The organism is Shewanella sp. MMG014, from assembly GCF_018100775.1.
GTDB lineage: Bacteria > Pseudomonadota > Gammaproteobacteria > Enterobacterales > Shewanellaceae > Shewanella > Shewanella japonica.
Window position 1 is genome coordinate 21,095 of sequence record NZ_JAGJDZ010000004.1, and the last position, 13,450, is coordinate 34,544.

Sequence of the window (13,450 nt, forward strand, 5' to 3'; positions counted from 1 at the left end):
TTAACATTGAGCTGTAGATTATCCCCTGATTTTACTTTCTCTAATACTGGATGGTATCCGAGCACTTAGTGATTTACTAATGATGCTGTATGTACAAGTGGAGTTATTGATATGAGATTAAATGTTGGAATTGATGTAAGCAAAGAAGCGCTCGATCTCTGTTTATTGCTAAATCAAGCCAAGAGCGGCAGCAAATTTTAAATGTTTCAAAACAGAAAGATTGATTATTTAGCCATCAATGATTGGATCTCGAAACTATCTAAGTGTCAGCCTTATGACATTGTCATTACGATGGAATCAACAGGGAGGATCACGAATCAATAGTCCTATATTTATACTCTATGGGCTTTTCAATCTTTACTTCAACCTCAGGCAAGGGTAAGAAATTCTCACAAGCATTAGGATTAATCCATAAAACTGACAAGTCAGATTCGTTTATGCTCGCAAGATATGGGGCTGCTCAAAATGAGCACATTCATTTATGGAAGCCAGATAATGCTAAAATCAGGGATATCAAAACTTTAATTCGTAGATTATCCGCTTTAGAAAAAGATTGTTTAAGAGAACACAATCAACTTGAAGCAAGTGAAATCAGCGATGCTCATGATAGGGTTTAGTCTCAATTACTCGTATAATTAGGATTTTAGAAGACGAAATTCAATAGGTTGAAAATGAAATCGTTACCATTATCTCGCCTGTCCTACTTTGAAAAAGAACTATGATTTACTCATGAGTGTCATCAGTATAGGTAAGGTAGTGTTCTGAGAGTTAGTTTATTTATTTTCAGCTAAAATCTTTTCAATAGTTAAGCAAGCTACAGAATATGTAGGCCTAACGCCTAAGTTAAATGAAACAGGTTCGTTTAAAGGGAGAACTTCACTGAGCAAAATTGGTTCATCAAGAATTCGATCTAAAATATTTTTAGCAGCAGTTAGTGCTGTAACACATAACTCAGATATTAAAGCACATAAAAATCGACTTCAGCCGCAGGGAAAACAAAAATGCAAGCGTTAGGTGCAGCAATGAGAAAGCTAGTTAAAATTTGTTTTGGGGTAAGAAAAAATAAACAATGTATCAGTCACCATTAGCTTTAAATCAGGTTTGTACTCGGTTTTGAGAAATGGTATCTACAGTGTCAGTTTAGTCAGGGATGGAGACGAATTTGCAGTCTTCTTTGGATATCTTTGAACGATTTGCTTCACAGTAAATATAATGGAAACCATCAGTATATTTTTTATCAGCACTCCCTGGGTCACCATCTTAAATAGGGTTCATATCTCCACTAGGAACTTCAGCCACTACAGCCAACTAAACAAGCTTAAGGCTTCTGCTTTTTATTCTTTTATGATTAAAAAAGGTAAATAAAACATTTAAAACTAAGGTGGATGAACAATAAAGGCAAATAAAAACAAATAAAAACTTCGCCATATCAATGCTTCTAGGGGATGGGCTTAAAAGTGCCAGGCACGACTCTGGCACTCCAAAAACTAAAATTAAAACCCTAAGAGCTCAACTTTAACGGTCTGAGACGCAGGATGCGTACCCCGGGGCGACCATGTGCTGGGAGATTGAGTGAGTACTGTGGAGGCCCACTCTCCAAGAGCTCCAAGAGTTATCGCCGGGGGTTGACGTCCAAGAACTGTTGATGGTCGGCCAGTCGCGCGCGTCATACATCTTACCGTGCGTAGCCCACATTGCTTCTAACTCATCTCGTGTTGGTAAGCGCCAGTTCGCCCGTCCGCCGACATAATTGTGGTTGTAAGTATGGCACAGTGTAGTTGCGTTCCACCAGTCGAATTCATAAAAATCACCAGGTGGACCATATCTCCCATCCTCGCCACGAACATCGTTTGTAGGGCTGCCGCCAATGCTGTCTAGATAGGCCACAGATGGGGAGCTAGTAAACCATTTGCCTTGTGTATCGAAAATATCAATACACTCTCCAGACAACCTGTCGGGAACACTTAGGTCATCACATTTATTTGGGGGTTGCCCCACTGTCGGGGGAGGGACGCTCCCACCATTTCTAACTAAAGCAGCGGCGTACACCTCGTTATTTAAATCAACAATTTGACCAGAGACTTTATTATTGGCAGTGTACTTCCAGTAGTCTTGACCTGTTATTGTTGTAACATATACATTACCATCGATTAAATAACCTTTTTGTTGAAGGTAATCCATTTGGTTTTCATATGGAATTTCCCAATCTGTTTGACCTTGTCTCCAAGCTAAAGTGACAAAATCGTCATAGTCTTTTACCCGACCTTCAGCTCCTGCAATTAAATCATTTACAGAATATAGGCCTCCAGTATCTGATATTTTATCTGTATCTGTTTGGTCAGGTACAGAGACAAATCTGCAATCTTCTGAGGATATCTTTGAACGATTTGCAGCACAGTAAGTATAAGGGAAACCATCAGTATATTTTTTATCCCCCCCCCCTGAACCACCGCCATAAATTGGGTTCATATCACCACCTGGAGCAGCAGCCACTGCAGCAAATGAGCTAACTAACAAGCTTAAGCAGGTCAAGGCTTCAGCCTTTCTAATTTTTTCCACTTTCACTTCCTTTTCATTTTAAAAGATAATTAATTTATTTGAAGTAAAGGTGGGGAAGCAAATAAAAACTAATAATAAACTTAGCTATATCAATGCTTCCAAGAGGAAATACCTAGGTAAAATTACAACTTTATACATTGGCGGCATAGTTGTGCCTAACAGAGTATTAACCGTGCTGGAAATTGTTTAAATAATGCAGTCAATGAGCGTGTATTTAGAAGTTTAAAATCAGGACGAGTCAATTACAGAAGATATCAAATAAGACAACAAGCAAAAGCAGATATTATTGATAACCTGAACCTTTTTATAATCAAAAGAGGCGGCATCACAAACTGGCCAACATCTCACTTGTGGAATATTTGATGAAATTAGTGAACTTTGCCTAACAAAGTGTCCAAGATTAGTTGACCATTACACATCTAAAGTAAAGCCTTACCTCACTATTTACTCTTTTAAAAGTTTGTGCTTGATATTCACCAAACTAAATTACTAGTGCCATCAGGTGCTGGACACCGCATTTGATGTCAGTTAACTAGGTATAGCTTTAAAGTAGCTCTTGGAGTTGACTTCACCTAATAGTGATTTTTATAGGCTGTGAATTAGCAATGACGACGAGATTGTTTGTGATTTTGGTATAAATTTTATACTGTAATTGGTGACCAAAATATACGATTTGGTGACCAATTAGTCATTAAACGATCTAAATCGAGTATTTTGATGATTTCAAATACACTTGCTTATCGTTCTGTTTTTAAATGATAAATCAGTTAATGCTGATGATATTCAATTGATATCGATTAACAACATTTGGTCATTAGTCGGTCTCCAAAACCGATGGTTGCGAGTTCGAGTCTTGCTACCCCTGCCAAATTTAGAAGGCCTAGCAGAAATGCTAGGCCTTTGTCTTTTCTGCACATTTATTTTATTAATCGTATAATTCCTTTTTCAATCCTTTTATCCGAATCACCATTAATTGATTTTCGTTGCTTTATCTTAGCTTTAGCTAGATGATGTAATGACTTCAAAGTCTTATCAATATCTAGAAAACTTAAGCTTATTTTATCGGGTAAACAGGGAGTTGGACGATGCTGACTAACGTTAAGCAATTCATGAATCATTCGGCGCGATCGCGGCAGATCCTCACTGTGTTGGTAAAGTATGGTTTAGCTAATTGGGTCAAAGAAGGTAATCCTGAGTTTATTAAAAGTGTATTTGTTAATGAGAGTGGTCAGCAACTTGCGTCACTTTCTATTGCAGTTCGTTTGCGCCTAGCATTCAGTGAGTTAGGCACAGCTTTTATTAAACTTGGTCAAATACTCAGTACCCGTGCTGATCTGGTTGGTCAAGAGATTGCTGATGAGCTAACTAAGCTTCAATCTGATACGCCTGCCGATAATAAACAACAGATCATTTCAACCATTGAAGCTGAGTTCGGTCGCTCATTCGATACTTTATTTCAATCCTTTAGTTTTGATGCATTAGCTTCTGCCTCGGTAGGTCAGGTGCATAAAGCTGTCACCGTGGATGGCCAAGACGTTGTCGTCAAAGTTCAGCACGCTGGTATTGAAGATAAAATTGTTGCAGATGTCGAAATTTTAAAAATGCTGGCGTCTTTGGTTGAGCAATACAATAAAGAACTCAGACTATATCAACCGACTAAGTTAATTATTGAGTTTACTAAATCACTAATGAATGAGCTCGACTACGTCAAAGAAGCTCGCAGTATGCAGCGTGCTAGTGCTTATTTTAGTGATAATAGTAAAGTGCATATTCCACATGTTTATCGTGAAATTTCAGGTAAACATGTTTTAGTCATGGAATGCTTAAAGGGGTTTAGCGTTGCCGATGGTGACAAACTAAATGCTGCTGAGGTAGACACTAGAGCTTTAGCTGAAACCGGAATCAAGGTGTATCTTGATATGATTTTTGATTTAGGTTTTTTTCACGCCGATCCGCATCCTGGAAATATTTGGGTATTGGAGTCTGGACAGTTAGGTATATTGGATTGGGGGATGACAGCAAAATTAACCCAAGCCGTTCAATTACGCTTTCAGCACTTATTAGTTGCCCTTGCCGATAAAGATCCCGCAGAGTTAACTTACCATATAATCAAATTGTGTCAGGCGCAGCCTAAGCTAGATAAAGTCTTACTTGAAAAAGATGTTAGCGATTTTGTACAAGACTTTTTGGAAGTGGATATTAATGAAGTCCCTCTGGTTGCCGTATTAAATGAATTTATTCGAATTATTCACCATCATAAGCTAGTTATTCCGACAGAAGTTTCGATGCTCCTAAGGGTTCTCATCATGCTTGAAGGAGCATCTAAGCAATTAGATAGCAGCATAAGCGTAGGTGACGCAATTCGTCCTTATGCGATTAAGATGAAACTTGCCCAGTTGTCGCCTCAATATATGTTCAAACAAACTATGGCGTCTTCTAATCGATGGCAACGTGTCATTAATACTTTGCTTGAACAAATCGAGTTATTAACTCAGCAAATTAATAATGGTCGGTTTGATATTAATTTGAATCATCGAAGTTTAGATACGATTATTAATCGCTTGGTTTATGGGGTACTAAGTGGCGCCATTTTTCTCGGTGGGTGTATGGTGTTAAGTAGTGGCGTACCGCCTTTGTATGAAGGGGTGTCTATTATAGGTTTGGGGATTACTGCCGCAGGCAGTTTACTGGTAGGGCGCTTATTACTTGCTATTAGCCGTTCGGGAAATTTATCAAAAAAGCGTTGAAAAGTACGCAGTAGAATTTAGTCAAATCTTGACAATATCAACAATAAGGTCACTTAATATGCCAGCCAAAAATCAGTCGATTATTTACTTAATGGCGATTAATGTCCTTATTTTTATTGCGAGTACATGGTTAAAGTTTGAATCTTTGCAGTCCTTAGCACTTTATTTTCCATTGAATGAAAAGTTTGCTCTATGGCAGTTAGTCACCCATATGTTCATGCACGGCAGTGTGGCGCATATTCTATTTAATATGTACGCACTGTGGTCATTTGGTACCCCACTTGAACAGACTTGGAAGACACCAAGGTTTTTAGCATTTTATTTTGTAACAGGGTTGGGGGCAGCATTGATTTATACTGCCGCTAATTACTATCAGTTTTCAGCTATCACCAATGACATTTTAACGTTAGGTTACAGCACAAATGATATTCAAACCATTTTGCAACAAGGTATGGCTGATGGTCACTTAGTACAAGCCTTGGGTAAGGATAGGCTGGTTGAGTTTATGTCTATTTACCATGCGCCTGTTGTTGGGGCATCTGGTGCGATGTATGGCGTGTTAGTGGCCTTTGCGATGCGTTATCCGGATGCTAAGTTATCGCTGATTTTCTTACCTGTGCCGATTAGTGCTAAATGGTTTGTTCCACTCATTATTGCTGGTGACCTGTTCTTTGGATTAACTAAATATTCTGTTGGTAATATTGCTCATTTTGCCCATGTTGGCGGAGCCATTACCGCATTAGTGATAATGTTAGTGGTGCGGTATCGTCAAAAACAATGACATGCTTGATTAAGTCGAGTGTGTCAATTCTTGGGCAATGTTATTTTTCGGGATAAAATGCTTTAGACATTTACGTTTAGGATTATTATGAAGTTAATCTCAATCAATAAGCAGCAATACCGGCAGCAGCTAAATAAATTACTGATCGGGTTGGTGAGTTGCTTAACCTTACTATCGTTAGGTTTTGGCGCTATTTTAATCGCTTTTTTTGGGCAAACGCCCGTCGCGGGAAGTGAGTCTACTGGTAATTTTCACTTAAATTTGATGGGGGTTATCTTGGCTGTCGTCTTTTGTAGCCTTATTATGAATATCATTAAAACTAAACCATTTATGCATGATATTTATTGGGTATGGCAAATGAAACAGCTACATAACCGAATCTATCGAAAGTTGACTAAAATTGTCGCTGCGGCTGATAAAAAAGAACCTGATGCGATTACCATATTATTGTTTTACTACCACACTCAAAAGCAAGTGTACGAATTAGATAATAATACGTTGACCCTCGATGCCGTTAATCAAAATATTCAAAAAGTTGAATCACAAATTGCCCAATTAAATTTGTCGATTAGCCTCGATGACTTTGATATTGCTTTATTGGATAAGGTGTAAATTGTTGAGGAGTTAAAGACTTGAACCATAGTTTTTTACCAGGTCTTAAATTAAGTGTGCAATAAGTTATAGCTAACTTCTACGATCACTAGGCTATTTTCAAATGGTGAAAAATAGCCTAGCTCAAAATGGTAACTGACTTATTCAATTTACTCTACAACTAGCTCAACATTGATGTTACCGCGGGTAGCATTAGAGTAAGGGCATACTTGATGTGCTTTTTCGACTAATGCTTCAGCCGCAGTTTTATCCATTTCAGGTAAACTAATGCGTAGTTTGACATCGATGGCAAATCCGACTCCAGCGGTATTAGTCCCAATGCCGACGGTAGCTTGAACGTTAAGATCTGGGCTAAGTCTTATCTTTTCTTGTCCTGCAACAAATTTCATTGCTCCAATAAAACATGCTGAATAGCCTGCTGCAAAAAGCTGTTCTGGGTTCGTGCCTTCACCGCCTGCGCCGCCTAGTTCTTTAGGTGTGCTAAGTTTTACCGATAGTTTATTGTCCGATGATGTTGATTGACCATCACGACCGCCAGTTGTTGTTGCTGATGCTGAATAAATGATATCCATGAAAACTCCTAATTGAAAAATAAAGAACGTTAAATTAAGTGATTCAGTTGGATTAATCTTAGCTACTCACTCAATGAAATATACAATACTGCAAATGTAAGTTGTGCGCAATCTAATTGTGTGAAATTTTTTGTTCATTTTGAATTGAATATATAGGGCCGGTTTTTACTTGCTTGAATTTATCTAAGACTTGAATTGGGATAACTGTTTTGAACTAAAGTTGCCGCTCATTCGTACCAAGTTTATGGGTTGCGATTGCCAAGTTGAACGATGTGAAACTCGTAAAGTGTGCACTGAAAAATTTGAGTGAAACTTTTAAAGCGGATCCTTCATAAAACGTGTCGTTACATCGCTTATTGCACGATGTTGAATGTAGTAGAACCTATTATTTTAATTAGGATTTATGCCAAGAAAGTTGGCTATGAATTGTACGCTAAGATTTCACATGATAGAATTGTTACAAATTATAACAAATACAGTTTCAAGGAGTGATAATGGACAGCACCTTAACCAAAGAAGAGTTAGCTTGTTTTAGTGAGTTATTCGCTAAAACACCTTCTGCCGTTAAGAAAGTGCCAGAAGGTCCTAATGAAACCGTTTCTGTGACAACTGAAATACCTGCAACTTTAGCTAGTTTGCTAGGTAAAACTCAACTGACTTTATTGGCTGAAATTAGCCATTACCGATTATGGTTCCCTTTAAATATTGCCATGGATGAACTTGGACAGTTTGTCCCTAAGCTGGGGATCCCCGAGGTGGTTGATACGCGAGGCGCTGACAGAAGCTGGCGAATGAACGAACTTGATAATGTCAGGATCATTGATTTTGATACTAATCTCGCCATCGATGTGTTGTCTCTTTCAAGCACAGGGTTGACGTTATATGCTCCAAATATTGATGATACTGAAGAAGCTCGTCAGGCTAAGTTAATTTTAACCAAAGACATTAGTTTTGATATTGAATATCAAGTTGTACGCTCTGAAAATGGCGTTATAGCAGCGACAATTGTTGTCAGTGATGAATCTAGAGAAACATTAAGGCAATTTCTATTCTCTATGCATAAAGCTCAGCACTCTAACTTATATGAGCGAGTGGTTGATTCGGATAAGACAGATATCGAAGGAGCTGAGAAGTCATTACTATCACTGAAAAGTGAAACCTAATTAGCTTAAGTTTTCTGAGTGGTTATCGCATGTCATGCTTGTATACTCGCTCACTCAGGCCAAAAACAATTTATTCTAGAGTTTACTTTACGCTAAACCCTGCCTTTAACGTTTCCTTCAACGCTCTCACATATTCGTTCTCTACATTGGCCTGTACCAATAGACTAAGCTCATCGCCCACAGGGGTGAAGCGATAGTAGCTAAAGAGTGAATTATTATTTTTTGGACTAATTTTGAATTGCTGCTCGGTCATCGACAGTAAAATATCGGAATTTTTATCAAGCAGGCCGGTTTCGAATTCACTGTTATGCAGTATGCCAGCATCCATGAGAGTTAAAATACTTGAGTAAGGTAAACCGTATTTAGATAAGCCAATATTCACCTGTGATGTTTTCCTAAAATACTGCTGTAAACCACCACTGATGCGATAACCACTTAATAGCTTATATCGAGTTTCTGCATTCATTTTTACAGACATGCCTAATGCTTTTTCAAGTATTTGTGCTTCTCGTTGGGTCAAGTTCTTGAGCGTGGCAAGGGTTCTTAGGCTAAATTTTCCAGGTTTTACAATTTCGCTGGCTAAAATTCTGGCCCATAAATCTTGCATTCGTCGAGATTGAATTTGTTCTGCCATCTGGAAAAACTGGTAACTCCAGTCAGGATCTAAGTCCTCGCCTGTAACATCAGATGGGGTATAGTTGAGGGCTAAAGCAAAGATGGTTTCAAGATTGAGCTGATGCTGAACTTGCTGTTTCTGTAATCTAAATTGGGCACGTTCAGTAATCGATGCTTGAGAAGGGCGATAATCATCTTCGCTGGCTAATCCGAGAATTTTTCCGAGCAATAATGCTTTTTTTCGTGCAGACACACTCGCTTTTTGGTCTTTGTTAGTTTGTTGAGGGTGACTTTCTGCCATAACGTTTTCTCATACTTCAACGGTGAATAAGCGGGTGATAATTATCTCTCACTCATTGTAAGAGTAGTTGATTTACCCCAATTCGTTTCATTTCCAGCCTGCGGATGGGCTGGAATATTTAACGATAATATCAAGGAACACAGTGCGAATAATACGCCTATCATAAATACCCACTGTGGCGAGCTTAACCATAGTATGCCTAATAATGCAGGGATAATCACAGCTGCAATGTGATTGATGGTAAAGCTAACCGACATACTGGCCGCAATGTCTTTTGGATCGGCAATTTTTTGAAAATAGGTTTTCATTGCTATTGCCATTGCAAATAACAGGTGATCAATTACATACAGTGCTGCAGCCAATTGAGCATGCTCAACGACAGCATAACTTGCGAAGACAAGGATTAATCCAACATACTCAATAATTAACGCATTCCGTTCACCTATTTTTCCAATTAAGCGACCAATAGCAGGGGCGAAAACTAGATTCACGACATAGTTAATTAAAAAGAGTGCCGTAATTTGCGAAACCGAATAGCCAAACTTTTCTACCATCATAAATCCGGCAAAAACCATAAAGATTTGACGACGGGCTCCAGACAAGAAAGTAAGGGCATAGTAAAGCCAGTAACGTTTGCGGAAAATGAGTTTTTTATGTTGTGGTTCGGCGATATCAAAACGAGGGTAATAGATACTCATTACCAGCACGGCAGTTAGCCCTAGTCCGCCAATAATGGCGTACATCCATACATAATCTAATTTCAGCCATGTCATCACAATCCAGATACTGCCATAACCTATTAAAGCGGCAGCAGAGCGCCATGCCAACGCCTTACCTAAAAATCCGGCAGTATCTTTTTTATCCACCCATTGCAATGTAAGAGATTGGTTGATGGTTTCAAAGTAATGAAATCCCACCGACATTAACACCGTTGTTAAATATAAGCCTAAAACGCTCGGGAAAAAGCCGGTAATAGCAATGCCGATGGATAACACGGCTAATGAAACCAAGGCAAATGATTGCTCACGGATCAGCAACAAAACGAATATCGCTGTAAAAGCTAAAAAACCAGGCACCTCTCGCAAACTTTGTAGTATGCCGATTTCAGCGCCAGTGAATGCCGCCTTTTCAATGACAAAATTATTTAGCAGCGCCTGCCATACTGCAAAAACCATCGACATAACGAAAGTCATCCACAATAAAAGTTGTTGAGGATGCTTACTGGAGGCGACTGACATAGGGAGGTTTCCTGAACTTGATATCGTGCTTGTATGGTTACACAGATTACATTTTTACGCTAAGTGTAAATGCGCTGTAAACAAAGCTGCAAAGATAAATGTAAATTATAATGAAAATGATTCTTATTTAATATATTGTGTCGCCACATTAACGAAGGTTGTGCAATATTGTGGGGAATGAGATGAGCAAAAAGTTAACGCTGTTGGCAGTATCAATAGCCAGTGTGATTGGTTTAGGCACTTCAGCAAGTACATATGCTGCGATATCAGCAGAAGATTTAGCTAAAGCGATTGCCAAGCAAGAAGCTGAAATCGCTCAGCTCAAGCAACAATTGCAAACCATAGCAAAGGAACAAGCCCAGCAAGCAGAATCTCAAAAGCAAATTGAAGTCACTCAGCATCAACAGCAAAAAGCAGTCTCTGATGTTGTTACGAACGTTGCCGCAGCAGAGGACCGTTTCAGTCAGTTTTCATTCAAATCTTATGGGTCAGCGAATTTCACGAGTGATGAGTATTTTGACAATGTACAAGATACCACGCCAGAAAGAAGAAACCGTTTCGACTTAGAGCGCATCGTCACTGAATTTGGTTATCAGTTTACTGAGCAATGGAGCATGGAAGTTGAAATTGAATATGAGCATGGCGGAACTGGCGCTGCGCTGGAATATGATGGTTTTGATGAATTTGGTGAATTTGAATCTGAAATAGAAGCAGGCGGCGAAGTTGTCGTTGAAAAAGCGGAAATTCGATATCGCCCTAATGAAGCCTTTGGCGTTAAGTTCGGTAATATTCACTTGCCAATCGGCCTAACGAGCACCTTACACAAGCCAAACCAATACCTCACTGTACTCCGTCACAAAAGTGAAGCTGCCATGCTCCCGGCCGTGTGGAACGAGAATGGCATTGGTGTTTACGGTGAAATCTCGGATTTTCATTATCAAGCCCAGATTGTTAGCGGCTTAAACTCTGAATACTTTCGAACCTATGATTGGGTTGCATCAGGACATCAAACCCGGTTTGAACATGTTAACGCTGACGACTTAGCATTTGCTGGGCGTATCGATTACGGCAACTTTAAAACTGGTAGTGCGATTGGCGTGTCTTACTATTACGGCAATACCTCTGGCAATCGAAATAAAAGCAATAAGCTCAATGTTGACGGAACGCTGAGCATAGTGACAGCTGCTGCTGCATATGTTGAGGGGCCTTGGGTGCTACGTGGTCAATACATGTACGGTACTTTAAGTGACTCTGATGCAATTACATTAGCGAATAAAACCACTCCAGGTTTACAGCCAGGTAACTTCGCGCAATTGGGCTCTAAATCGCAATCTTTCTTTGTTGAAGCAGGCTTTAAGCTTGATGACTACTTAGCTATTCCTATGACTGTATTTGCCAATATCGATTATTCAAATCCACTAATGGAAGTGGAAAGTGGTACTGCGACTAAGCGATATGAAAATACCTGGAGCAGTATCGGAGTTAACTACTTCCCAATTCCTGAAATTGTGATCAAAGCAGAAGGCGGGCTTCAGCAAGTGGCCGTAGCCAGTATTCCTGATACTAACTTTTTTGCACTTGGTGTGGGTTATCAGTTCTCGCTATAACCAGTGCATTAACATGTTTTTTTTAATGAAAGGGCTGAAATGAATCAGCCAAAATTATTGATTGAAATGGAGTTTTACATGAATTTTAAGTATACAGCGATTGCACTAACCTTAATGGGCACATTAACCGCTTGTGGTGGTTCTGGTTCTGATGATTCATCTACCCCAGATCCAGTAGTACCTGAAACTGGGTTTAGCTTTGCTGCAACTGAGATGGTCACAAACTTAACGAATGACGTCATTGTAGCGGGTTATGCTGATTTAGCGGCACAGGGTGATGCATTATTATTGGCGACCCAAGCACTAGTAAATTCCACATCACAAGCAGATTTAACCGCTGCTCAAGAGGCGTGGAAAGCGGCACGTAAGCCGTGGGAACAAGGTGAGTCGCACATTTTTGGTCCTGTTGATTCATTGAGTATCGATCCGCATTTGGATAGCTGGCCACTAAATACGACTGATTTACAGACTCAGCTAGATAACAATACAGGCTTTGATGCTGAAACCATTAAAAGCTGGAATGATGATGTACAGGGTTTCCACACAATGGAATACCTATTGTTTGGCGATGGTGTCGCTGATAACAATAAGTCTATCAGTGATTTAACGACGGCTGAACGTGAATATGTCATCGCACTTGCTGAAGTGTTTAGAGATTATGCAAAACAACTTGATGATGCTTGGCAGATTTCTCATAACCCGCAAGATGCGAACGCATTACCATATGCTGATTTATTAACTTCACCAGGCAGTGATAACAACACAGTTTACTCTTCTGAACTTGCTGTCATTGAAGAGTTGATCAACGGCATGATTGGTATTGTTGATGAAGTCGGTAACGGTAAAATTGCGGATCCATTTGGTGATTCTTTAGCCAATGCTGATACCTCAAAAGTTGAGTCTCAATACTCTTGGAATTCATTAACTGACTTTGCGGACAACATTCAAGGTGTTCGTAATGTGTATCATGGCGAGTTTACAGGTTCTGCCGACGAGCAAGGGATTATTGATTTTGTTGCCGCAGCTGATGGTGCACTTTCAGTTCGTATCTCAAGTGAGATTGACGATGCAATTTTAAAAATTCAAGCCATTGCTGGTAATGATGATATGCCATTCCGTCAAGCTATTCTTGATGAAGCTGGTCGTACTCGTGTTGAAACCGCGGTAACAGCACTTACTACTTTACAAACCTCATTAGAGTCAGATGTTATCCCACTTTTATCTGAGTGGAACCCTCAGTAAGCCACATAACGGA

Annotated in this window: 11 protein-coding genes; 7 read left to right on the forward strand and 4 right to left on the reverse strand. The window is 39.4% G+C overall.

What is annotated here, in order from left to right:
* Window positions 1-296 precede the first annotated feature (296 nt).
* Entirely contained in the window at window positions 297-617 is a 321-nt protein-coding gene (locus J8L86_RS07640) for a transposase (protein WP_348772651.1), read from the forward strand.
* 898 nt (window positions 618-1,515) lie between these two features.
* Here the strand turns inward: J8L86_RS07640 and J8L86_RS21315 are convergent.
* Entirely contained in the window at window positions 1,516-2,559 is a 1,044-nt protein-coding gene (locus J8L86_RS21315; RefSeq protein ID WP_348772650.1) for a DUF1566 domain-containing protein, read from the reverse strand.
* A gap of 1,085 nt (window positions 2,560-3,644) precedes the next feature.
* Here J8L86_RS21315 and J8L86_RS07655 point away from each other — a divergent pair.
* From J8L86_RS07655 to J8L86_RS07665, 3 genes are all read left to right on the forward strand, one after another.
* Window positions 3,645-5,306 carry an AarF/UbiB family protein gene (locus J8L86_RS07655; protein WP_211029697.1) on the forward strand — a complete coding sequence of 554 codons (1,662 nt, stop codon included), beginning with the start codon at window positions 3,645-3,647 and terminating at the stop codon, window positions 5,304-5,306.
* A 58-nt stretch (window positions 5,307-5,364) separates the two neighbouring features.
* Window positions 5,365-6,087: a rhomboid family intramembrane serine protease gene (locus tag J8L86_RS07660; protein WP_211029699.1), complete on the forward strand. Its 723-nt coding sequence runs from the start codon at window positions 5,365-5,367 to the stop codon at window positions 6,085-6,087.
* Between the two features lie 87 nt (window positions 6,088-6,174).
* Entirely contained in the window at window positions 6,175-6,699 is a 525-nt protein-coding gene (locus J8L86_RS07665) for a DUF3087 domain-containing protein (protein WP_211029714.1), read from the forward strand.
* Window positions 6,700-6,848: 149 nt separating this feature from the next.
* On the opposite strand, the gene J8L86_RS07670 is transcribed toward J8L86_RS07665, so the two are convergent.
* Window positions 6,849-7,271: an organic hydroperoxide resistance protein gene (locus J8L86_RS07670; RefSeq protein ID WP_211029715.1), complete on the reverse strand. Its 423-nt coding sequence runs from the start codon at window positions 7,269-7,271 to the stop codon at window positions 6,849-6,851.
* Between the two features lie 494 nt (window positions 7,272-7,765).
* Here J8L86_RS07670 and J8L86_RS07675 point away from each other — a divergent pair, with 494 nt between their 5' ends.
* Entirely contained in the window at window positions 7,766-8,434 is a 669-nt protein-coding gene (locus J8L86_RS07675) for a hypothetical protein (protein ID WP_055026479.1), read from the forward strand.
* 82 nt (window positions 8,435-8,516) lie between these two features.
* On the opposite strand, the gene J8L86_RS07680 is transcribed toward J8L86_RS07675, so the two are convergent.
* Window positions 8,517-9,350 (reverse strand): TIGR03899 family protein, encoded by an 834-nt coding sequence (locus J8L86_RS07680; RefSeq protein WP_055026478.1) that lies wholly within the window; start codon window positions 9,348-9,350, stop codon window positions 8,517-8,519.
* A gap of 41 nt (window positions 9,351-9,391) precedes the next feature.
* Window positions 9,392-10,588 (reverse strand): MFS transporter, encoded by a 1,197-nt coding sequence (locus J8L86_RS07685; protein ID WP_211029718.1) that lies wholly within the window; start codon window positions 10,586-10,588, stop codon window positions 9,392-9,394.
* A 182-nt stretch (window positions 10,589-10,770) separates the two neighbouring features.
* On the opposite strand from J8L86_RS07685, the gene J8L86_RS07690 reads away from it, so the two are divergent.
* The gene (locus J8L86_RS07690) at window positions 10,771-12,195 is read left to right on the forward strand and encodes a hypothetical protein (protein WP_211029720.1); all 1,425 of its coding nucleotides are present in this window, start codon (window positions 10,771-10,773) and stop codon (window positions 12,193-12,195) included.
* 78 nt (window positions 12,196-12,273) lie between these two features.
* Window positions 12,274-13,437 (forward strand): imelysin family protein, encoded by a 1,164-nt coding sequence (locus tag J8L86_RS07695; protein WP_211029723.1) that lies wholly within the window; start codon window positions 12,274-12,276, stop codon window positions 13,435-13,437.
* The last annotated feature ends 13 nt before the right edge of the window (window positions 13,438-13,450 follow it).